Here is a 22861-nt window from a genome sequence, read left to right as displayed (position 1 = left end):
TTGTGGCGAGGTATGTCCCGGCTTACCTGCGTTGTGTCGCCCGGGTGGTCGACCGGCCTCCTGAAGATCATCTTCCCAGGTCGTCCGGTTATGGAGCTTTGGTTGCGTCCCCCACCGCGCCGAGAGCCGGGTTTTCATGTGACCTATTTCACAAGGATTCGGTGTGCCATATGGTCCAAAGAATTCACCCCCGGGGGACTGGCGTTAAAGGCTGGATTACTCCACAGTAGGGTCGTCCTGTTCACCTCGACCCGCTCTTGAGGAGAATCACTTGTCCCCCTACCCCCGCGCGCTCTCGCGCGCCTTCGCGGCGATCTCCGCGCTCACCCTCGCGGTGGTGCTCGGCTGGTCCGCCCCCGCCGCCGCGGACCACACGATGCCCCCCGCCATCCCCGGCGAGGCGGAAGCCCGGACCCAGCTGGACTCGCTCACCGTCGCCGCCAAGGGACCCCAGGACGGCTACGACCGAAGCCTCTTCCCGCACTGGAACGTGGTGGACAGCCCCTGCACCGCTCGCCAGGTCGTGCTCCAGCGCGACGGCCACGACGTCGTGACCGACGACAGCTGCCAGCCCACCGCCGGCAGCTGGTGGAGCGCCTTCGACGACGAATGGGTCTACGACGTCCCCGGTGACATCAGCGTCGACCACATGGTCCCGCTGAGCGAGGCCTGGAAGACCGGTGCCGCCGACTGGTCGACCTCCCAGCGCGCCGACTTCGCCAACGACGTCGACACGTCCCAGCTGTGGCTGGCCACCCCCTCCAGCAACGGCTCCAAGGGCGACAAGGACCCCTCGGAGTGGATGCCGGACAACTCCGCCGTCCACTGTGACTACGTCAAGTCCTGGATCAACGTGAAGCACGAGTACGACCTCACGATCACCTCGGACGAGGAGTCGACCCTGGGAAGCACCCTCGACAGCGCCTGCTAGAGAGCCTGCCGGGACTGTTCTGGAAGGTCGGGGTCGTGCGTTTCGGATGACGCGCGGCCCCGTCCGCTTCTACGGCCCGTCCTCGATGCTTCACTATGAGAGGCGGCACTCTCCGCCGTAAGCGACCAGAAGGGCAGGGCGATCGCGCGATGACCGGTACCAGGGGGACTCGTGGGGCGACCCGTCTCGCGGTCCGCTACTTCGACGACCGTGTCCTGCTCAGCGATAACGAGGCCTGGGCCTATTTCCGGCTGCCCACGGTCTCCTACGAATTCACCACCCCCGAGGACCGCCAGGCCCTCGCCACCAACATCACCATCGCCCTCGCCGCCATCCGGATGAACGACGCCGAGGTGCACCTGCGGGTCGCCCACCGCACCTACCCGGCCGCCCAGTGGGCCACCGAACTCGACGGCACCGCCGACAGCGGCCCCGGCTGGTACGACTACCTCGACGAGATGTACCGGCACGTGTGGGCCAAGGACTTCTGGACCAAGGAGGTCTACCTCGGCGTGCGCCTCGGGCAGCGCAACTCCGGTGTGGGGATGGGCCTCTTCTCCCAGGTCTTCGGCGCCTACCAGCGCACCGAGCAGGCCCTGGGCATCAACGACGACGCCATCGACGACAAGGAACTCGCCCGCTGGACCGACCAGGCCGAACGCCTGGGCCGCGCCCTGGCCGCCAGTTCCCTGCACGCCCGCCACTCCACCGCCGACGAGATCGCCTGGCTCATCCGGCACGCCGTCAGCGGCACCGCCGAGGAGATCCAGCCGTCGGCGGCGGGCCGCCGCACCTGGGGGCGCGGCGAGATCGAGGCGCTCGTCGACGGCGTGGTCCACAACGGCCGCTCCGCGCTGCGCCTGGAGCAGCCCGCCGGCTCCACCCACGTGGCGTTCCTGTCCTTCACCCGTTTCCCCGACCTCATGCCCTTCCCCGACGGGGAGCCCTGGCTGCACCACGCCGACGCGCTGCCCTTCCCCGTCGAGCTGTCCCTGCGCATGAAGCTCGTCCCGCCGGCGAAGGCGTCCAAGGACGTGGGCCGCAAGCTCGCGCACGCGCGTGACATGGACGCGCACATCCGTGAGGCCGGGGTGGAGGCGCCCATCGCCCTGGCCGAGCAGATCGACGCCGCCCGCATGCTCGAACACGGCATCACCAAGGAACGCCTGCCGTTCGTGTACGGCTGGCACCGCCTCATGGTGTCCGCGCCCACCGAACGTCTCCTCGTGCAGCAGGTGGAGGCCGTCGTGGAGCACTACCGCGACATCGGCATCGACGTCATCAACTCCACCGGCGACCAGTTCTCCCTGTTCAACGAGTCCCTGCCGGGGGACCGCATCCGCCTGAACGCCTACGCCCAGCGCCAGCCGCTGCGCACCATCGCCGGCGGCATGCCCACCGCCACGGTCGACGTCGGCGACCGGGTGGACGGCACCGGCGGCGGCTGGATCGGTCCCTACGTCGGCGAGACCACCGGCCGGACGCGTTCCATCGTCCACTTCGACCCCATGGTCGCCGCCGCCCGCAACCGGCCCACCGCCATCGCCATCACCGGCGAACCCGGTGGCGGCAAGACCACCCTGGCGCTGCTGATGATCTACCAGCTCGCGCTGCGCGGGGTCACCGTCGCCGCCATCGACCCCAAGGGCGACGCCGAGTCACTCGTGGAGTTGCTCAAGACCCGTGGTCGCAAGGCCAGGATCATGTCGCTGGGTTCGGCCCAGCCCGGCCTGCTCGACCCCTTCGCGTTCGGCGACGACCTCGCCGCGAAGAAGACCATGGCCACCGAGACGCTGCGCCTGCTCCTGCCCCGCATGAGCGAGGAACGCGAGTCCGCGATGATCCAGGCCGTGGCGACCGTCGCCAACCAGCCACAGCCGTCCCTGGCCAAGGTCGTCGACCACCTCACGGCCTCCGAGGACGCCGCCTCCCGCAACCTGGGCGCGGTGCTCGGCTCCATGTCGGAGATGCGCCTGGCCTCCCTGTGCTTCGACCCCCAGGGCGAGGCGCGCATCGACACCGAGGGCTGGACCACCGTGTTCACCCTGGGCGGCCTCACCCTGCCCGACTCCGGTGTCCACCGCGACGACTACTCCTACGAGCAGCGCCTGTCCGTGGCCCTGCTGTACCTGGTGTCGCAGTTCGCCCGCCGCCTCATGAACGGTCTGGACCGTCGCCTGCCCAAGGCGATCTTCCTGGACGAGGCGTGGGCGGTCACCTCCACCCCCGAGGGCGCCAAACTCGTCCCGGAGGTGTCCCGCATGGGCCGCTCCCGCAACACCGCGCTCATCCTCGTCTCCCAGAACGCCGGTGACATGCTCAACGAACAGGTCACCAACTGCCTGTCGTCGGTGTTCGCGTTCCGCTCCAGCGAGGCGCACGAGGTCGCCAGCGTCATGGACCTGCTCGGTGTGGACACCAACGAGGACCACATGGCGGCGCTGCGCAACCTCGGCAACGGCGAGTGCCTCTTCCGCGACCTCGACGGCCGCACCGGCCGCATCGCCGTCGACCTCGTCTCGGAGTCGCTGTTGCGCTGGCTGGACACCAACCCCACCCGCGAACGGCCACTGGTGTCCGCAAACGGCCGCGAGGAGTAGGGCGCCCCGGTGGTGGGGACCTATAGGGGGAGCCCTCCCCCCCACCACTCACAAGGGACCGCCCATGAGTGAGGACGTCAGCCGGCCCCGCCCCGTAGTCGACACCGCCCTGACCGAGGACGCCCGCGAGGACGCCTACCGATGGGCCATCACCGCCCCGCACCGTTCCGTCGCGCGGACCGAGGAACTCCTGCGTTCCAAACGCCTGCGCGAGGCCTGGGCCCAACTCTTCTGGGTGGGGCTCACCCTCGCCCTCTCCCTGGGACTGGCCGGCGGCTTCCTGGGCATGGTCATCGCCACCATCAGCCTGGTCGCCTACGTCACCGCTCTGGGGCTGCGCCCCGACGCGGCCCGCTGGGTACAGGTCACCGGCTGCCTCCTGGGCGCGGGAGCCTTGACCATCACACCCCTGTGGCTGTTCGGCCTCATCGCCGCCGTTCCGCCCGTCCTCACCTCGGGGGCGTTGTTCGTGGTGCTCGCGAGCACCGTCACCGCCGACGTGCTGACCTCCGGTCGAAGACGGGAACCACCGGCCGACCATCGGGACCGGGTACTGCTGCCGGGTGACATCAGCGCCGCCGATCACGGGCTGCTGGTGGACGTGCAGCACACCATCGACCGGGTCGTCGACGCCCGGGTGGAACTCGCCGGGGCCGATACGCTCGACACCGACCGTGGACTGACCGTGCTGCGCGAACAGGAGTGGCGGATCGCCTCCCTGCTCTCCCGCCAACGGGAGCTGCGCAGGGAGTACCTCCTGCGCCGTCAACGCGCCACCACCGACCGGGTCCGAGAAGTGCTCCGGGCACAACGGGAACACCTGGTCGCCACCGAGGAGCACATCCGCGCCCGAGTCGAACAGATCGTCGAGTACGGGCATCTGGTGGAGGCCGCGGTGACGGCACACCGGGAATGGGAACAGTGCGAGGAGGCCGTCGGAGCACTCGGCGCCTACGCGGAACTGCGGGTCGAGGCGTCCTTGCTGGCGGAGGAGTCCCCGGAGGTCGCCGAACTCGCCCGGACCGCCGAGGCCGCCCGGAGGGTGCGCGACGAGAGCGCCGCCCGCGTGCACGCGTCCGCCACGGGGCTGACTGGTATCTCCGCCTGAGGGGGCGGCGCTCGTGCCCTATATCCGACCCCGTGACCGACCCCACGGCCGACCCATGGCCGACCGTGTCTGACCCCGCGACCGGACCGCGACCGAGCGGCGGCTGACCCCACGGCCGAACCACGGCCGAACCACGGCCGACCCACGACCGGACCGCGTCTGACCCCGCGACCGGACCGCGACCGACCCACGGCCGCAAACGGTCGGTGAAGCTTCGCCCGTTCCCCACCCATGGGCCGCCCGGGTCTGACACATTGTGCGGATGAATGATGAACGGGTGAGCGGCGAAGACCCTCACGCCGCCCTCCGGGAGGAGATGGCCGTGCGCGTGGCGACGGGCCGGCAGGGGTTCGGGGAGATCCTCACCGAGGTGTCCGACATGCTGGAGGAGAACGGTGGCCGTGATCCTCGGACGGAACACCCCGGCGTGCCGGCGTTGCGGGAGATGCTGGACCGGGCCTTCTCCCGACAGCTGAGGTGGCAGCGCAGATGGCCGGTGCGCACCGAGGTGGACCGGCTCGAACGCGCGGGCCAGGCCCTCGCCGCGATCGGGATCCCCTACTTCGAGGCGCTGGACTGCTGTGACGGCTGTCTCGCCGACAGCGGTGGCGAGGTCCACCTGTGGCGGCTCGCGGTCGCCCAGGACCCGCGAGCGCGCGCGGCCGTCTACTTCTTCGACACCGACATCGAACTGGCGCTCGCCGGCGAGAGCCTGTGGTTGACCTTCGATCCCGGACAGGGCCGGCTCACCCACGCGGTCGCCAAAGAGGTCCTGGAGGTGCTTCAGGCCCACGGTCTGGACGCGATGTGGACGGACGAGTCGGTCAACCGCATCCGGATCGACATGGAATGGCGGTGCCGGCGGCTCGGCCAGTCGGCGGCCCACCCCGGCCCCGACGTGGACCGGGAACCGACGATCGACGTGGTGCTGACCAGCCCCGTCGACAACTCGCTCGCCTGGTGGGGCGAGGATCGGTCCCGCTGTGTCCCGGTCCGCGAGTTCACCCGGCTGTTCCTGCCGTGGCTGCCCTCCTCCATGGCCGTCACGGTCACCAGCCTGATCACCGGCAAGAGCATGACCCTGGACCGCGACTTCGACCGCATCCGCGTGCTGGGATCCGGGCGCCGTCTGGACCGCCGCCACCTCGACGAAATCCTGGGCCGGTGGGCGGTGGACGGGTCGCTGCCGGCCCGCGACGCCCACCCCGACCCCACCGGATTCGTGGAGGTCAGCCACGACGACCCCCACCCGCTGGGCACCGGATCGCGGGCGTCTCCGGTGCCGCTGGAACTGGTCGAGGCCCGGTCGTTGCTGTACCGGACCACCCCCAGCCTCGGCGCGTTCCTGGTCTTCCGGTCGCATACGGGGGCGACGCTGCAACTGCTGTGGCAGGACGAGAACACCCTGTGGCTGGAGAACCCGGACCCGGACCGGCGGATGTCGTACGGGTGCTTCGGGAGTCTGGCGGACGCCGAGGATCTGGTGTGCCGGCTCGCGCTGGACGGGGACTCGGGCCTGCCGGAGAAGGAAGGGGTCCGCACCATCGCGTGGGACCAGGGTTGAGGTAACGCCTGTTTGGGCTTCAGGCGTTTCCGTGTGGTGGGCGGGTGGATCCCGGGTCGTCGGTGGGGCCCCGCCTCGCCCGCCCCTCCCGGCTCAACCGAGGTGGAAGAAAGCGCGGGAGGGCGCGGGCAGGAGCAGGAGCCCGCCGACGGTGAGCGTGTACAGCAGCGACAACGCGTAGATGACGATGAGGTCCGGGGTGTAGACGACCACCTCGAACATTCGTAGGGCCAGGAACACCGCGCCGCAGGCCTGGCCGATCACCACCAGTGCGAACACCGGTCGGGAGCGGGTCGGCAGTGCCAGGGCGCCGACCGTCGACAACAGGCCCCAGCCGCCGAGGAACAGGGCGCTGCCCCAGGACGGGTCGGTCGAGCCCGCCGAGCCGACGATGGTCACGACGGTGAGGACGAACAGCACCAGCGCGTTGAGGCCGAGCATGGCCATGGCGGTGAGCACGCCGGCGGGCTTGTCCGGTTCCGGGCCGGTGGGAGCCGTGGAAGGGGTGTAGCCGGTGCCTTCGATGAAGTGCTGGGCCGCACCGGTGGCCGCGCTCGCCTGCCGCCGGACCTGTTGTGGGTGTTCTGGTCGAAGGACCGGCTGGTGAGTCTGGAGTCGAGGTTGTGGCCGGGCGCCGGGGGTGGGGTGGCCGTGCGGCACCGGGGTCGGCTGTCCCCAGGCGGGCACGGGCCGGTTCCGCGCCGGGGATCCTTGAGCGGGCGTGCCCCGGGCCGGGATGCCCTGCGCCGGGCCCTGCCGCATAGGTGCGCCGTTGGACGAGGCGCCGTGCCGCGCCGGGACGCCTTGCCCGGGGGTCCCCGGCCCCGGGGTACCGGTCGCCGGGTCGCCTGTCCCCGGGCCGCTTTGACCTGAGGTGGACCATGCCGGGGCGTCCTGTCCGGGCGTGCTCGGCCTTGGAGTACCCGTCTCCGGGCCGCTCTGCCCCGAGGAGGACCATGCGGGAACGCCTTGCCCGGGCGTGCTCGGCCTCGGGACATCGGTCGCCGGGTCGCCTGTCCCCGGGCCGCTCTGCCCCGAGGAGGACCACGCCGGAACGCCCTGCCCGGGTGCCGCCCGCGCCGGCTCGTCCCGCGCGTCTCCACTCCGCTGTGAGGGGTTGGCCCCGGTACCCGAAGCACCCGGACCCCGCCCCGACCTCGACCCTTCGGCGGGCCCCGTCGCGGCCGGTCCCTTCTCGTCGGGCCCCGTCTCCACGGGTCCCACGGTCTCCGAAACCGCCGCCGACTCCACCGCCGACGCCACGGCGGACTCCACCACCGCGTCCGATTCCACCGTGGTCTCGTCCGGGAAGGGCGCCTTCCTGGTCCGCACGTCCTTCTGCGCGTTCTGCCGTTCCCGCTTCAGCAGCTCCAGGGCCTCCGCCGGGCTCGGCCGGGCCGCCACGTCCCGGGTGAGCAGCGTCGCGATGAGCGCTTGCAGGGCCGCGCCGCGCGGAGACCCCGCCGCCTCGTTCCGGCTCAGGTGCGGCGGGACCGGGGAGGTCAGCACCGCGCTGATCATCCCCGTGATGCTGTCCCGCTTGAACGGTGAACGTCCCTCCAACAGCGCGTACAGGGTCACCCCCAGGCTCCACAGGTCCGAGGCGGGAAGCGCCCGCTCGCCCTCGAACCTTTCCGGGGCCATGTACTCGGGCGAACCGATGTACACCCCCGTCTGGGTGAGCGCGGTGCTGCCGTCGACGTTGGCGATCCCGAAGTCCATCAGGACGGTCCGGTCGTCCTCGGTGAGCATGATGTTGGCGGGCTTGACGTCCCGGTGGGTCACCCCGACCGCGTGGGCGGCCTTCAGCCCGCCCAACAGCGCCCTGGCGGCCTGTTCCACCCGTTCCACCGGCATGGGGCCGTGCGCTTCGATGTGGTGGTGCAGGGAAGAGCCGCTGAGCAACTCCATGACGATCCACGGGCTCTCGTCGTGTTCGAGGACGTCGTGGACGGTGACGATGGCGTTGTGGTGGATCCGTGCGGTCGCCTGGGCTTCGCGGAGGGTGCGGGTGTGCGCCTCGGTCCGGTCCTCTTCGCTCATGCCGTCCGGCAGCAGGACCTCCTTGACCGCCACGTCCCGTTGCAGGGTGGGATCGAAGGCGTGCCAGACCGTGCCCATCCCACCCGTGCCCAGGCGTCCGCGTAGTTCGTAGCGGCCGATGGTGGTGTGCTGGGGGGTCGGCATGGGGGGAAGGTTTCCTTTCTGGCGGTGTGATGCGGTGCGGGAGGGGACGCCGTTTCAATGACCAGTCGGAACCAAAACTCCACTGTAGTCCGGTGGGGTGAAGAATGCATTGGGGACCAAGGACAGTTGACCGAAAGCGGTCAGGCGCGCGGTCCGGTGTTTCAAGCCTTTTCCAGCGCACGTAACGTGCCCGAACCTGCGCTGTCGGTCACGTGATTCATCCGGCGGCGGCCATCGAATACCTCTTCCTCACCCCTCTCGGACAAAAGCGGGAATGCCGGCCTGCCGCTCGGTTTTTTCCGCCCTCCGGGTCGTCACCGTCCGACCGAGAAGAGGTAGGGAGAAGTTCACTTGAGTTCACCCGAGTTCACTGAAGTTCGTCGATAGACACCGAATATTTCCCCTCCGCCACCGATCGAATGCCCGAGGTGGGTTCGGCCGACACACAGACCCCGGGAACGATCCCGTCCCGGGGGTCGGCAGCTCCCGACGTGAACGGTCGCGCCGACTCCGACTGCTCTTGGACGCACCTGTCCCGGGCCTCCTCTGCGGTCCACCCCCACACCAAGGAGGTCACGGGGACCAGCAGGACGAGGATCACCGTGCCCCAACGGTTGCGGGTTCCTTGTGGGTCACGCTCGTCGGGCGGCAGGAACCCTCGGGTCCACAGCAGGACGGCGACCACCGACGCGACGAGTACGTAGGGCAGCAGCCACACGGGGAACGGGAAGGTCGAATGGCCGGGGAGCATCACCATCTGGATCACGCCCACGGCGGTCGCGCCCAACAGCAGGACCCACGAAAGGCGTGGCCGGGGGAAACCGACCCGCTCCAGCGCGGCGGGGCCTTCCAGACCATCAACACGAAGACGATGCCGGCGGCGCCGGCGAGTGCCTGACCGACCGTCGACCCCAGGGCACCGAGGTACACGAAGAGCAAGGTCAGTGGGCCCAGTAGGAGCACCATCCCGGGGAAGAGGGCCGCGATGGTGACCAGGAGGACGATCGCCCCCACCGGTATCCGGAAGGGCGGGAAGCGTGGCACGTGCGGGGGTTCCGGGGGGATGTGCGGCATGGGGGATGCGCTCTCTCGTTCGGGGGATTCGCGCCGCCGTTCACCAGGCGAGCCGGGCGGCCAAGGCCAGGTCGTAGGCGGCCTCGGTGTCGTCGGGCTCCAGCTGGTACAGCCCCTCGGCGAGCTCCAGGAGCTCCCGCTCGGAGACGTCGAAGCGGACCCTCCCTTGCAGGAAGCTCCGGCTCTGGTCGATGCCGGGCAGCAGCATCACCATGCGGTCGCTGTCGGGGACCTCCAGGTACACGATGGTCGATGTGTCGATGGGCTTCGCGGGGGTGTCCAGGTTCAGCGCCGCTCGGAGCTCACCGTCGCCCAGCTCCGGCACCCGGATCCGCGTCATCTCGCAGTCCGATTCCTCGGGTTCCTCCCAGCACTCCACCACCTCGGATTCGAGTGGGACCGTGTACACCTCCAGATGAACGCCGTCCTCGCGGTGGTAGTCGACCCGGTACCGTTCGCTGTCGAGTTGCAGGTCCATCCACCAGGGGCCCCACTCCGGGTCGTCGAGGACCGTCAGCGGATGTTTCAACTCGCCGATGTCCGCCACGTCCTGGGCCACGTCGTCGGCGGTCTCCCGGGCCGCGCTCTCGTAGGAGACGGCGGTCATGGGCGCGGCGGCCACCAGCAGCGACAGGGCGGCCAGGACGACCCCGCCCCACCCGGAACCGGCCCGTTCATCCCGGCCACGCCGCGCCCGAGCCAGGGCCAGGGACTCCACCGCCACCAGGGTGAGGAGAACGGCGCCCACGAGCAGGTAGGCCCAGGGGAACCAGGGCGGTTCCTCGGAGTGCATGCTGACCGGTTCGGGGGTGTGCAGCAGACCGGCCTCGGACAGGAGCACCATCCCCGTCACCGGCAGCAGCGGCAACGCCAACGCCACGTACAGCACCAGCACGATGCCCAGGGGACGCCGCCATCCGGAACGCTTGAGCACGTACCGCGCCGCTACGGCGATGCCCGCCAACGGGATCAGCACGGAGACATAGGTGAGGACGGTTCCGAGGGTGCTTCCGGGTAAGAAGGCGAACGTCGTGATGACCCCGACGATCATGCCAATGGGCATCACCGTCACGGCGACCAGCACCGGCAGGAGTACCACCGTGGCGGCCAGTGTCAGCAGCCGCGCCCTCCAGAACGGCCCCTCCGGCGCGGGTTCCCGTGCCTCCGGTGATTCCCGCGGTTCCAGTGGTTCCGGCGAGGGGTCGAGACTCATGGTTCTCCAGGGGGTCGGGGGCGGCTCGTACGGTACTCGGTTCAGCACGGCCGTCTCGGATCCGGTACCTCGTGGGTTCGGGGACCCGTGATCTCGACCGTGCCCACCTACCGGGCCGGAGAGATGTCGAGCAGGTACGTCTCCATCACCGGGCCCTCGTCGGGTGCGTCCGTCGTCCCGCCGCCGATGGTTCCGTCCCCGGGCTCGTGGGCGTCTCGGCGCCCCGCGTGGGAGACCCGCACCTGTGCCGGCCCCTGAAACGGCGCACCCCACAGGAAGTTGGACCCTGGGGAGCCGTAGACCGCCACGAACTGGGAGCGGAAATCCAACCGCGCGGTCCCCGAGCCCTCCATCGAGGTGACGCCGTGCTCCCCGGGCACGTCGAAGAAACGAGCGGTCAGGCGCACGCGGGCCACCTCACCGGTGCAGTGGATGTAGAGGTGGTTGCCCCTCTCACTGATGATCGGGGAGATCACCTTTCGCGGAACGTCCGGGTCCAGGACCTCCTTGAAGTCCGCGACGCGGATCGTGCCGTGGACGACTGGAACGACGATGGAGTTCCGCGCGATCTCTGCCATTTCCGGCTCCTGTCACCTGGTCGGGATCTGTGATCGTCCCGCCGTCACCCGGGTGGTGATCGTCGAACGGAACGCGTCCGTGTCCGTCGGGTACGTGTCGAGTACCGCTCCGCCGGTTCCGCATGGGAACCGGAAGCGGGTGGGGACCAGGGACAGGGGTGCCGGTGCGGCCCGTGACGGCACCGAAGTGTTCTGTTCGACGCGCTGTGTGATGGTGGGGTTCCGGTGACCGGCCCCGGCGGCCGTCTGTGGTCGGCGCTCGATCCATCGGGGAGCGACACCGTGGTGCGCCTCGTCCCGGAGAGGGCTCTCGCGCGCGTTCGCGCCCGCACCACCGATCGACACGACCCGGCCACTCCCGGACGGAGCGTTCAGCGGCCGTCGAGACCCACCACGGCGACCGCCACGGGTTCGGGAGCGCTCGCGTCCGGCGCGGCTCGGTATGTCATGGCGACCGAGATCACGGACGTCGCCAGCACCGCCACGATCAGTCCCACGGCCGCCAAGACCATCCCGGAGCGGACCGTGGCCCGATACTGACCTCGCAGGACGGGCCAAGCCAGCAGAGCGGCCACAGGCAGCAGGTGCACGAGGGCGGACACCCGCCACTCCGGGCCCGCCACAGGGGGACCGGCCACCGCTCCCAGTGCCGGGGACTGGAGCGCGGCCAGGGCGACGGCGGCGACCAACAACAGCGTCACCGCCCACGGACGAGGCCACCCGACGCGACGGAGCAGGGACCCGACGAACAGCGCGCCGATCACGCCAGCCAGGACGTGGGGCGACCAGGCGGGCAGGTTCGCGGAGCCCGGGCCGGCGGGGGAGTCCAACAGGTACAGGGGGATGTGCAGGGGGAAGGCGAGCCACGTGATGGCGCTCGGCAGCAACAGCGCGATGAGCCCGAGCACGACGACACCGCCCAGGCCGGGGGCAGGGACAGGGTCGGGAGTGGGGGCCGGAGTCGGAGCGGGAGAAGCGGTGGTTCCGGGAATTTCCGGGGTCTCCGGAGTTCCCGCGGCCTCCGGGGCTTCGGGGAGGGCTTGAGGACCGGAAGCCGGGGGCGGGGTGGCGGAGGCGCGGCGGTCGCCCGGGAAGCGTCGACCTCGGGCAGGTCGCCAACTCATCCGGCGTTCGTTGTTCGGGGGCTCGGGGTCCATGGCCGGTGGCTTCTTCCTGGCGTGGGGGAGGGGACGACGGGAGCGGAACACGCGCGTGCTCCCGTTCGTCTAGACGCCCGGCCGGTGGATCCGGTTCGCCGGGTCGGGCCCGGCGAGACCAGGGACGGGTGAGGGCGGAGAGGGATGGGCGGGGCTGAGTGCCCGGCCCCGGGAAGGATCCTGGGACCGTTTCGGTCCAACGCCAATGCCGACTGTGGCTCTCACGGAAGCAGTTATGGGTACCCGGTGTCAGTCCGAAAGATTGCGCTATGTCCGCTTTCCATGACGAAAGGTGTTGTGACGCCCCTCATAGTCCGTGAACGGACAGCAAATTGTGGCCTCGCGGTTTTTGGGAGTTACGGGCGTCCGTTCAGAGTCCTTACCTGCGGAAACGTCACAGAATCAGCGATTCGTCCCCCCATGGTGGAGTGGTCCGGAGGTGTCGTGGAGAAAACGGGTCGCGTTGCAGCCAACCCCCGGCCCCGTGATGGCGCACCATGGAGGATGGGGTAAAGACATGCGGGGGCCTTGTTGTCGCGGACGGATCGCGTGCCGGGTGGCGCGTGGACGAGTGTGCGGCGTGAGGCCTTCTGGTCTGCCATCATCCCGTACGAACACACGACGCAGGAGCTCAGCAGATGACGCATCAGCACGTCCACCGGCGGGGATGGCGACGCCTCCTGATGACGTTCCTGATGCTCTGCGGGTTCATCCTCATCCCGCTGACCAGCGCCCAAGCGAACCCACTATGCCCCGGGGAGCCGGCTCCACTCCCTGAGTCCGCGGGCAGCGGATCCGACGGCCTTCTTGTTCCCCCGCAGTCTCAATCCGCGATCCAGGGCTCCCCGGACGGCCTTCCTCCTGACGCCAGTATGTACGGCCAGTACGGAACGGCCGGGCAGCAATGGCACATGATCACCGAGTCCTGCGTCGATGGAATGGCGAATGGGCCCCAGGCCACCCTCGCGAACTCCGCTTGGGACCTTTCGAAGACGATCAACCAGTCGACGATCACCGTCTACCAGGCTGCGACCTCCGACGGATTGCTCTCCAGCTTCACCGAAACGGTGGAAAGTGTCGTCGTCGCCTTGCGCGAAGGTGTTTGGCGGCCTCTGATCCCGACCATTGTCATCCTGGGTGCGATCTGGCTCGGGTGGTTCGGTCTGATCCGTAAGCGGATGACCCTGACCATCGAGTCAACGGTCTGGATGGTGGCCGCGACCGCGCTCGGCATGTGGATCCTGATCAACCCGGCTCAGGTGATGGGGTTGGGCAGCAGCCTGGTGAACTCCGGAACTCAGCTGGTGACCAGCGCCGTTGGGCAGGTTCCTTATGGCGGTGGGTCTGCGTCATGTCCAGCTGGTGCAGAGCCACCGGAGCGAGCTGATTGGGAATCTGAGGCTGACTTCCAGGTCCGACGTAACGCGGACATGATGTGGTCCAGCCTGGTGTGTCAGCCTTGGGTCGCGGGTCAGTTCGGCAGTGGCCCCTTTGCGAGTAGTGCGGTTGAAGACCATGCTGTCGACTTGATGGCGTCTCAAGGGGTAAGTCGGATTGAGCAGCAGCAGATTCGTGATGGTGAAGTTGACGCTAATACTCTGATCGCTGATAAGCAAGAAGCATATGAGTCAATTTCGGCCGACGTTGAGGAGTATTACCCGAGTGTCTACCCCCTTTACTCTGGGCAAGATCAGGGGAGTCGCCTCGGGGTTGCGACATTAGCGCTGTTCGCTTCGGTTTTTGCAGGTGGATTGATCCTGGCAGGTTCAGTCGCACTGATTGTTCTGAAAATCGGCTTCATGTTGCTCTTCATGCTCTCGCCGATATTCCTGCTCATCGGAATCCATCCAGGTTACGGACGAATGGTGTTGCTCCGATGGGTTGAGCTCATGGTGGGCTTCCTGCTAAAACAGATATTTGTGGTATTGCTGATCGCGCTTTTGGTCATGAGCTACGGCATCGTCATGTCAACGAGCCTCGGCTGGGGCTTGCAGATGATTCTGCTGGCCCTGTTCACCCTGGCGCTCTTCATCTACCGCAAGACTTTCGCTTACCTGTTCGCCTCGGTGAACGCGAACACCTTCACCTCGCGGGTCGTCAGTGATGCGGCACGTAGCCAAGCACTCGAAAACAGCGCGGTGGCTTTGCCTCCCGTCGCCTATCTCAAGGCTCAGAACTGGGGACGCCGCCGGGCGGGAATGATCGCGGGGGCAGCAGCCGGTGTTCCGGCGAACGGGACCGGAGCGCCTGGTGCCACCACCGATACCCGAGCTCCAGAGGACACCCCCGGCGAGACCGGAGAGCCCGCACGGGTGCGAGGTACCAGCGGCTATGGCCGGGTCCGTGGCAACGAAGCCGCGCCACCCCTCAACGTCAATCGACGCAACACCGCATCCACCGCAAGCACCGGAGTCGGTGGACGTCCCAGCGGTGGCAATCGCACCACTGACCAGGCCCCCAACCTCGGTGGTGGAAACGCCAACAGCGGGAACATCCCGCCCAGGCCCGCGGGCGGCTACACCGGAACCGGTGACAGTGGCTGGGCCGCGGTGTTCGGTACCGGTGGGCGGAATGACAGCCCGACCCGTAACGAGGGCGGCGGTTCCGGCAGGGGTGGAGCGTCCGGCGGGGGCTCAGGAAACTCTCGGGCCGCCGGCTCCGAGCGCCCAGAACCCAGTTCCGGGCGTGGCATCTTCGGTGGACGTGAGGACACCCCCGCGCAGGGCAACGTCGGAAACCGTGGCTCCCGGTGGGGAGCCCCTCGGGAGAAGCGTGACCGTCCCGCTCCTCAGCGGCCGTCGCGTCAGGCTCCGCCTCCCGCGAGCAGCGGGCGAGGCGACCGGGAAGGCGGCTGGCTGACCGGTTCGGACAAGCGTCGTGACGACGCCCCCATCACCCCCTTCTGGGGCGAGGGTGGAAACTCGACCCGAGACCGCAAGCGGGACGTGCCCTTCTGGCTGAACGATGACTAGGCCACCGAGTAGACGACAAGGCAACTGAAGACCATGCCCAACCCTCTCTCCGAGCGCACACAGCGGCTGGTCGTGATCGGTCTGATCACGGCTCTGGCCGGGTTCGGGATCTATTTCAGCCTCGGTGGATTCAGTGACGAAGGCGAGGATGCCGCCGGTCCACCTCGGGAGGTCGCTCCCACAGAGGAAGCGACGGGTTCTGCCGGGAGTGATCCCGGTGGACTGGCTACTGTTCCGCCGAGTCCGATCCCGACCACCGACACCGAGGACCAGGACGTCATCGGTTGGTTTCCGTTCACCGAGGCGGAGTTCCAGACCGCCGGTGCGACGGCGAAGGCCTTCGCCGAGGCCTACGGAACGATCGACTACTCCGAGTCGCCCGAGTCGTACTACGCATCGATGGAGGAGCTGGCCGCCGATGAGTACGCGGAAGTGCTATCCGATGAGAATCGTGCCGGGGCCTTCTGGGCGGAGATGAGCGAGGCGGAAGCCGTTGCTCAGGGTCGGTCCGAGGTGGAATCCATTCGCACCTTCGGTTCGGACTCCATCACCTTCGTGGTCACGGCCCAGTCCATCACCGAGACCGGGGAAGCCGAGTTCGATGAGGATCTGGGAGAGTTCGCCGTCACCGTGACCAAGGAAGGCGGCTCGTGGGAGGTCTTCGACTTCCAGCCCGCCGATGCCGGTCAGTTCGGGGAGGAGTAGCCACGTGCTCTGGCAGCGTCAACCCCCGGCCTCGGATTCGGGTGGCTCATGCCTGACCCGCATAGGGCTGATCGCGGCGATCGGTGTCGCCGGACTCGTCTTTCTGACGCTGATGGTGATTCCCGCGATCACCAGCAACAATGCCGGTACCTTGCTCGCCTCCGGGGTGGTCTGCGGCCCCAACGCCGACGCGGATCAACCGGACAGCAGCGAATACGCCATGGACTCCATCCCGGAGAACTATCTGGAGGCCTACCAGGACGTGGGTGAGGATCGAGGGATCCCGTGGAACGTCCTCGCCGGGGTGGGTCAGGTCGAGTCGCACCACGGACGGTGGGATGGACCAGGGATCACCGAGGGCCATAACGACTGGGGGGCCGCCGGTCCGATGCAGTTCGGGTCCTTGGATGGCTCCGCCGCCGGGAACAGTTGGGGTGGTGAGCCGATCCAGCCCGTGGCGGAGCGTCCGGAACAGGGATACGGAGTGGACGGGAACGATGACGGCATCGTCAACGTGTACGACCCCGCCGACGCGATCCCCGCCGCTGCCGACTACCTCATCGCCCACGGGATAGAGGATGACGTGCGGCAGGCCATCTACGGCTATAACCATGCCTGGTGGTACGTGGACGATGTATTGGAGTGGGCCGACCGCTATGCGGAAGGTGACTTCAACTCCACCGATTCCATTCGCACGGCGGTGCTCTGCCAAGTGGACCAAGATGGTGCACCGATCGGAAGCGCCCCGGATGACCTGACCCAGGCCGTCGTCGATTGGGCTCTTGACCAGCGAGGAAAGCCGTATGTCTGGGGTGGCACCGGGCCGAACGGCTTCGACTGCTCCGGGTTGACCATGAAGGCCTACGAGAGCATCGGGGTGACCGTTCCTCGGGTTTCCCAGGACCAGTGGAACTTCGGCCCAGAAGTGCCGATAGGTGAAGAACAGCCAGGTGACCTGGTCTTCTTCAATGTCACGCGAGCAGGAGAACCGCCAGGTCCCGGTCACATGGCAATGGTCGTCGGCGATGGTCTGATGGTCGAGGCCTGGTGCACCAACTGTGGACCGATCGCGGTCCGCGAGTACGATGACCCCAATCGTGCGGACATCGTGGGTTTCACCCGTCCGCTTGAGCACCCCGAAGTGAAGGCCCAGCTGGAAGCGCAGGCTTAACCTTGTCGGATACGAAGACCGAAGAAGAACCAAGGAGCAAGGAGCCGGCGAAGAAGGGGCTGCATGGCTGGAAGGCAGCCACGGCAGTCTTCGGCTGTGGCACGCTGGCTGCTTTTGGTGTCTTCGGGGTGATCGTTGGTGTTCTGAGCATGTTCCTCAACGTTGCTTCGTCGGGCTTGTCCTCTGCTGAGGGAGAAGAGCAGAACGGTCAGATCGTCGTTCCAGAACAAACTATAAAGCCGCGTGACAGCCTGGATACAGGTGCGCTTGACCTTTGCGGGGGTACTATCCCCCAAGCTGAGGTTAGCGCGACCAGGGCGGATCCCGGGGATGCATACGAAGACCCTGGCGAAGGGGAAGTTCCACGTGTTGTGGTCGATCATTGTATTTGGAACGTAATTCCGGCTGGTGGTGTGGGATCGCCGTGGGAACTTGATTTCTCCTATGCGGCTTTTGTTACTGGTGATGAGACTGCGGAATCCAGTGAAGAAGCCGTACAAGACTACGAGGAGAGGGTTTCGCAAGCTGACAGCCTTGGACTCGAAGCAGGATCATCAGGGGAAGCAGGCGTGGCTGACGATTCGCAGTTCTTCCATGGCCTGACAGGGGTTGGAACGACGGCGTATGTGGTGATTCTGCGTTCTGGGGACACCGTCTATGAGATGAACTTCGAGTCGAACACTGATTTTCCTAGCGGTGACCTGATCCCTGCTGAGGAATTTGAGTATGAACGGGATTCCTTGCTGGAATACATCGAAATTCGACTAGGCGTGGTTGGCCCGGGCTGATAGGACGTCACCGAGTGGGGTTGGGCTAGGCGATGCCGGCCATGAAGTGGTGGCGGCACAGGGTCGTGTACGACTCGATACCGCCGATGTGGACCTGTTCGCCCCTGTACACCATCACCCCGTCGACCACCCGCGCGTTATGCGTGGCGCGGTTGCCGCACCAGCAACGCGCATAGACCGGCAGGACCTCTATCTTGTCGGCGAGCTCCACGAGGCGCTTCGAGCCCGGGAACAGCTGCCCCTGGAAGTCCGTGAGGATCCCGTAGCAGTAGACGTCGATCCCCATGCCGTCGACCACGCCCGCCAACTGGCCGACCTGCTTGTACGACAGGAACTGGGCCTCGTCGCAGATGACGTAGGGCACCTTGCGGTCGGCGACGTCGTCGTACAGGTCCAGCACGTCCCCGACCTCGATCGCGGCGGACTTCAAACCCAGCCGGGACGAGATGATCCCGGCGCCGGCCCGGTCCTGCTTCGTGTAGAGGACGCCTTCTCCGCCCCGGGAGTGGTGCTCCTGGAGAGCCATGGTGCTCTTGCCCGAGTTCATCGAACCGGTGAAGTATTTCAGCTCCGCCATGCTTCTTCCTCGGTCGGGGCACTGGGCAGGGGTGCGGCCCGGAGCGTCACCGAGGCCAGAGGTGAACATACCAGCGGCGGGACCCGCTTATCGCACCCGCTCGGACGCTGTCACCCCTCTATGCGCACGGCGCATCATGCGTCTTACCGATCGTCATGCGTCTCGCGCATCGCGTGGTTGGGCGCTCTTGCGTCAGGCGGGTAGCCGACGAGGCCGAAAAGTTGTCCGAGTTGTGGTGGAGCGCACCTGTGACACGAGTGTCGGGTGATGGGTTCATCACGCATTCGTCTTCGGCTCGTCGTACCTTCGTGGGGTGGCGTTCGCTGCTGAGGAGGGGGACCATCGGCCCTGGGTCGCATGGGTGTACTTCGGTAAGCGAGAGGCACTTAGGCGCGCGAACAAGCGCTTCGATATATTTGGGTGCACCTTGTCCTATTTCAAGGTCTCAACGTTGAGGGGGATGTGACATTGCGGCGTGACCAGGTCACACAATTGGTGGAGAGCCGATGGTTCTCGAACACGATGTTCGTCGTGATTCTGGGAAATGCCGTGATATTGGGATGGGCCACTTATGGGGGTGCAGCCCTTCCGTATCTCCGCATCGCGGAACGGGTCATCATCGGGGTGTTCGTCATCGAGATGGCCCTGAAGCTCTACGCCTGGCGGGGCAAGTTCTGGAAGGACTCCTGGAACTGGTTCGACTTCGGGGTGGTCGTCATCTCGCTCATCCCGGCGGTCGGACCGTTCGCGGTGCTGCGGATCCTCCGGGTGCTGCGGATCCTGCGACTCATCACCGCGGTCCCGCAGATGCGGCAGATCATAGGAGCACTCTTCAAAGCGGTCCCCGGCATGGGCACGGTGATCGGGCTGCTGTTCATCGTCATCTACGTGTCGGCGATCCTCGGCCAGCAGATGTTCGGCGAGGACGTGCCGGAGTTCTTCGGTGACCTCGGCACCACGCTGTACACGATGTTCCTGCTCATGACCACGGAGAACTGGCCGGACGTCTCGGACGCGGTGTTGGAGCAACATCCCTACGCGTGGATCTTCTTCGTCCTGTACATCGTGCTCACGGCGTTCATCATGCTGAACCTGGTGATCGGTGTGATCGTCACCGCGATGGAGCAGGAGTACAGCGAGGGCCGTTGGGAAGAGGACCAGGAGCTCGAACTGGTCCAGCACAATCAGGTGATGTTGAAGCTTGAGGAGCTCACTGCCCAGGTGCAGGACCTACAAGGCAGGATTCAGGCACAGGACCGGGCCCCTCACGCTGATCACTCCGTACCCCCGGCCGCTCCCTCTGCAAACGGTACCCACGGAGTTCCCCCTTTGTCCTCAGCGGAGGGTCCCGGTCCTGAGACCGAATCCCGGGAAGTTGATTAGTCCCCATCGCAAATCACATATCCCGGGAAAGGGAGGGTAGACGGGGACCCACCGGGGAAAACGAGTAGTGAAACCCCCGGCGGGCCGTCCCCACCCTCAATCAGAATTATGTAGGACGGAGGCCGGGCCTCGCGACGGTTTCGAGCACTCTCTTCGAGATTTTCGCGGCGGTGGACGCCCTTACAGGGGCGAACCCGACAATTCTACGGTCACGGATTTAATACGCTCCGCACTGAACCTCCGGAAGCCCTGTCCGTTGAGGTGGCAGTGACCGAATCCCCCTCCCGGCGACCCATCAGGCCCTCAGCCCCGAGGTAGGACGAACACCCCTCGGCCGTGTACCGGGCGCACGAGACCCTGATCGGCGAGGAAGTTGGTCACCTTCACGATGGTGCCTCTGGCAACCCCGAACTCCTGGCGCAGTTGGCTGAGTGAGGGGATGGCTCGACCGGCGGGGTACTGTCCCGCGTCGATTCGAGCGACGAGGATCGCGGCCAGCTGTACCCATACGGGGTCCATGGCTTCGTCGTCGATCTCAGAGTCCGGCCTGTAGCCGCTCGGCAAGTCCATAGAACGAGCATGGTTGAGGGGGGTTCACGGGTATCTTTTGGGGACGTCTGAGGATAACCATGTAACAGTGAGGGAAAGACAGGTAGAGTAAAGGCTCCGTGATGTACGGAACCCCGGCGACGTGCTGGAACACGCCCCGGGGCCATGGCCGACCTGAAACAGACAGGACGACAATGAAGATCCTAGTGGCCCTAATCGTGGCCCTGCTTGCCCTACTCGCCATGCTCGTGCGGCTCTCTCGCCCCTCGCGAGGCCTGCACGCCGCCTCCTACGGCTACGCCCACCAGCTCACCTCGGAGATCCGCCGCCGCTCCCGTCGGGTGCGGCGCTACGCCAGGAATCTGCCCGAGGCGACCGTGAGGGTGTGCTGCGCATGAACATCAACGTTCCCGACAGCTCCACGACCTCCGTGACCGCCGAGTCCTCCCCGGCTTCGCAGCCCAGGACCTCCCCGCACTCCAGTGCCACGCGGTCCGATGAGTTGGTCGCCGGGATCGGCCGGCTCCTCGAACACCCCGGGCGACCGGCGCACGCAGTGTGGACGTTGGCCCGGGCCGATCGTCTCTTCGCCGAACTCGACCGACGGATCCGTTCCGGTGAGCCCCTGCCGTCGGCCTGGCTGGCCTCGATGGTGCGACCGCCCGTTCCGCCGGCCGCGCGGGGGATCGCCTACGACTACGCCACCCATTGCTACGACTCGGTGAGCGAGGCGCTGCGCGAGGTCGGGGGAGTGGTGGTCGCCTGGCGGGCGTTGGCGGAGGCCGGCCGGTACTGGCGGCGGTTGAACGACGCGCTCGTCGAGCGTTCCCCGTTGCCCGAACCCTGGTTGCGCGAGCCGCTCGGGGAGTAGGTCCCGGTCCGGTGGCCCCGGCGCTCGTACCCGCGCCGGGGCCGCCACCCCGCCCGGAAGCCTTCGCGCCAAGGCGATCCTGCCAACCCGGTGCGCTCCTCTCCAAGGCGTCCACAGCCCCGTCTCCGGTCCCGGTGGCCGGTTTCGGCCATCGGCTGGGGGCTCCAAAGGACTCGGTAGACGCCTTGCCGCCGTTCATCCGGGGCTCGCCGGAACCGTGCCGGGTATCAGGGCGGTGATCAGTGCTGATGACGATTCTTGGTGAATAGGCAACAGCCTGCTTATCACCCATCTTGCAACTGAGTTCCAACAAGGCTCGGATTCGCGAGAGACGTATAGGTGTTGGTGACTCACGGCGAAGGCGACGTACTCGCCAGTGGTACTTTCGCGAGCAGGTGTGCTGAGCATCCCCTGAGACATCCCCTAGGAGCGCAAATGAATCCGCCCGGGCAGCGTGACCCGGCCAGTTACTCCGCTCAGGAACTGGCCGACCCGAGCATCGACTCAGCGACATTGCGGCAGATCGCCGCCGTTCGCACGGATCTTTGGCCGCAGATCCAGAACCACTCGAATTGCGACCAGGAACTCGCCGGATACATTCGGCGGAACTCGTGGCCGGCCGCACCGCAGCCACCCACTTCCACCGGTGCGCAGCCGCCGTTCGGCGCGCAGACCGGCGGACAGCGACCTCCGGGGAATCCGGGCCCGCCGCAGGGTGGGCAGTCCTACCCTCAGCCCCAAGCCGGTCAGCCCCAACCCGGTCAGCACGACCACGGTCAGCCTCAGCCCGGCCCACAACCTCACCCAGGCGAGTCCCACACAGGGTCGCAGGCATCCCAGGGCGCGCAACAGTTGGCTTCGGGCGCCAAGCAGTTGGCCGGCGGCGCGAAGGACTACTTCGCCAACACCGTCGCCCCCGCCGCTGTGAACACCGCTCAGACCGTGAGCCAACGGTCCGGGCAGGCACCGGGCGGACCGGTGCACTGGACGATCTGGTTCCGGTTCGCGCTTCCCGTGATCACGTTCATCGCGATCATCTCGCTCTTCATGCCCATCGTCTCGGCTTCGTACAGGGGCCATTCGAGGAGCGTCAACTACTTCTCGGAGGAGGCCGATGGTGAGGGGGCGATCATGCTCGTCCTCTTCCTGGTGGTCATCGGATTCGCCGTGGTGTCGTTGGTGACCGGTAAGAAGTGGGCGATCATCACCGCGGGGGTCCTCGGCGTCCTCGCCGGCCTCATCGGGATGATCAACGGCTTCGGTAGCGCGTCCGCGGCGAGCAGCCAGAGCCATAGTTCTGCCGGCGCGGGGGCGGTCCTGTTGGGCATCACGGGTATCGGGATGCTGGCGACGGCGATCATCACTTTCCTGCCGCAGCATCGCCTCACCCCGCCGCCTCCGGCCCCGCCCTACCCCCCGCAGCAGCAGTACCC

At 67.2% G+C, this 22861-nt stretch carries 20 protein-coding genes; 12 read left to right on the top strand and 8 right to left on the bottom strand.

Translation table 11 applies throughout. The annotated features are described in order from the left end of the window. Positions 1–271: 271 nt before the first annotated feature. The 4 genes from BQ8420_RS00685 (at position 272) to BQ8420_RS00670 (ending at position 6203) form a co-directional block, all read left to right on the top strand. Positions 272–931: an HNH endonuclease family protein gene (locus tag BQ8420_RS00685; protein ID WP_087095834.1), complete on the top strand. Its 660-nt coding sequence runs from the start codon at positions 272–274 to the stop codon at positions 929–931. 149 nt (positions 932–1080) lie between these two features. Beyond that, positions 1081–3531 carry an ATP-binding protein gene (locus tag BQ8420_RS00680; protein WP_087095833.1) on the top strand — a complete coding sequence of 817 codons (2451 nt, stop codon included), beginning with the start codon at positions 1081–1083 and terminating at the stop codon, positions 3529–3531. 64 nt (positions 3532–3595) lie between these two features. Next, positions 3596–4639 carry a hypothetical protein gene (locus BQ8420_RS00675; protein ID WP_087095832.1) on the top strand — a complete coding sequence of 348 codons (1044 nt, stop codon included), beginning with the start codon at positions 3596–3598 and terminating at the stop codon, positions 4637–4639. Between the two features lie 262 nt (positions 4640–4901). Further along, the gene (locus BQ8420_RS00670; RefSeq protein WP_087095831.1) at positions 4902–6203 is read left to right on the top strand and encodes a DUF6891 domain-containing protein; all 1302 of its coding nucleotides are present in this window, start codon (positions 4902–4904) and stop codon (positions 6201–6203) included. Positions 6204–6296: 93 nt separating this feature from the next. Here the strand turns inward: BQ8420_RS00670 and BQ8420_RS00665 are convergent, their stop codons facing one another. The 6 genes from BQ8420_RS00665 to BQ8420_RS00635 form a co-directional block, all read right to left on the bottom strand. After that, on the bottom strand, positions 6297–8390 hold the full coding sequence (locus BQ8420_RS00665; protein WP_087095830.1) for a serine/threonine-protein kinase: 2094 nt from the start codon (positions 8388–8390) through the stop codon (positions 6297–6299). 367 nt (positions 8391–8757) lie between these two features. After that, positions 8758–9177: a hypothetical protein gene (locus tag BQ8420_RS00660; RefSeq protein ID WP_087095829.1), complete on the bottom strand. Its 420-nt coding sequence runs from the start codon at positions 9175–9177 to the stop codon at positions 8758–8760. After that, a complete protein-coding gene (locus BQ8420_RS00655) occupies positions 9153–9464 on the bottom strand; it encodes a hypothetical protein (RefSeq protein ID WP_087095828.1) in 312 nt (103 codons plus the stop codon). The genes BQ8420_RS00660 and BQ8420_RS00655 overlap by 25 nt, the downstream gene beginning before the upstream one ends. A gap of 40 nt (positions 9465–9504) precedes the next feature. Next, complete coding sequence (locus BQ8420_RS00650; protein ID WP_087095827.1) at positions 9505–10677, bottom strand: hypothetical protein; 1173 nt, start codon at positions 10675–10677, stop codon at positions 9505–9507. Between the two features lie 107 nt (positions 10678–10784). Next, complete coding sequence (locus tag BQ8420_RS00645; RefSeq protein WP_087095826.1) at positions 10785–11255, bottom strand: hypothetical protein; 471 nt, start codon at positions 11253–11255, stop codon at positions 10785–10787. 371 nt (positions 11256–11626) lie between these two features. Then, positions 11627–12412 carry a hypothetical protein gene (locus BQ8420_RS00635; RefSeq protein ID WP_143847044.1) on the bottom strand — a complete coding sequence of 262 codons (786 nt, stop codon included), beginning with the start codon at positions 12410–12412 and terminating at the stop codon, positions 11627–11629. 638 nt (positions 12413–13050) lie between these two features. Between BQ8420_RS00635 and BQ8420_RS00620 the strand changes: the two genes are divergently transcribed. From BQ8420_RS00620 to BQ8420_RS31215, 4 genes are read left to right on the top strand one after another with little or no spacing between them, the layout of a single operon-like run. Then, positions 13051–15384, top strand: a complete 2334-nt coding sequence (locus BQ8420_RS00620; protein WP_143847042.1) for a type IV secretion system protein — start codon at positions 13051–13053, stop codon at positions 15382–15384. A 33-nt stretch (positions 15385–15417) separates the two neighbouring features. Next, positions 15418–16089, top strand: coding sequence for a hypothetical protein (locus BQ8420_RS00615; protein WP_200815733.1), 672 nt, complete (start codon positions 15418–15420; stop codon positions 16087–16089). A 4-nt stretch (positions 16090–16093) separates the two neighbouring features. Next, positions 16094–17260 (top strand): NlpC/P60 family protein, encoded by a 1167-nt coding sequence (locus BQ8420_RS00610; protein ID WP_235005846.1) that lies wholly within the window; start codon positions 16094–16096, stop codon positions 17258–17260. Between the two features lie 2 nt (positions 17261–17262). Beyond that, positions 17263–18048 (top strand): hypothetical protein, encoded by a 786-nt coding sequence (locus tag BQ8420_RS31215; protein WP_143847039.1) that lies wholly within the window; start codon positions 17263–17265, stop codon positions 18046–18048. 25 nt (positions 18049–18073) lie between these two features. Here BQ8420_RS31215 and BQ8420_RS00600 read toward each other — a convergent pair whose 3' ends face one another. Next, the gene (locus BQ8420_RS00600; RefSeq protein ID WP_087095820.1) at positions 18074–18625 is read right to left on the bottom strand and encodes a thymidine kinase; all 552 of its coding nucleotides are present in this window, start codon (positions 18623–18625) and stop codon (positions 18074–18076) included. A 495-nt stretch (positions 18626–19120) separates the two neighbouring features. Here BQ8420_RS00600 and BQ8420_RS00595 point away from each other — a divergent pair, with 495 nt between their 5' ends. Further along, the gene (locus BQ8420_RS00595) at positions 19121–20008 is read left to right on the top strand and encodes an ion transporter (protein ID WP_087095920.1); all 888 of its coding nucleotides are present in this window, start codon (positions 19121–19123) and stop codon (positions 20006–20008) included. 303 nt (positions 20009–20311) lie between these two features. Here BQ8420_RS00595 and BQ8420_RS00590 read toward each other — a convergent pair whose 3' ends face one another. Then, on the bottom strand, positions 20312–20578 hold the full coding sequence (locus BQ8420_RS00590) for a GntR family transcriptional regulator (RefSeq protein ID WP_087095819.1): 267 nt from the start codon (positions 20576–20578) through the stop codon (positions 20312–20314). A 173-nt stretch (positions 20579–20751) separates the two neighbouring features. On the opposite strand from BQ8420_RS00590, the gene BQ8420_RS00585 reads away from it, so the two are divergent. The 3 genes from BQ8420_RS00585 to BQ8420_RS31760 all read left to right on the top strand — a co-directional run. Continuing rightward, a complete protein-coding gene (locus BQ8420_RS00585) occupies positions 20752–20955 on the top strand; it encodes a hypothetical protein (RefSeq protein WP_235005845.1) in 204 nt (67 codons plus the stop codon). Next, on the top strand, positions 20952–21428 hold the full coding sequence (locus tag BQ8420_RS00580) for a hypothetical protein (protein ID WP_235005844.1): 477 nt from the start codon (positions 20952–20954) through the stop codon (positions 21426–21428). The genes BQ8420_RS00585 and BQ8420_RS00580 overlap by 4 nt, the downstream gene beginning before the upstream one ends. Positions 21429–22280: 852 nt before the next feature. Next, positions 22281–22861 (top strand): hypothetical protein (locus tag BQ8420_RS31760; protein ID WP_160049261.1); only part of this gene is annotated, 581 nt, incomplete at its 3' end.

The organism is Nocardiopsis sp. JB363, from assembly GCF_900143625.1.
GTDB lineage: Bacteria > Actinomycetota > Actinomycetes > Streptosporangiales > Streptosporangiaceae > Nocardiopsis.
This window is presented reverse-complemented; position numbering and strand designations above follow the sequence as displayed.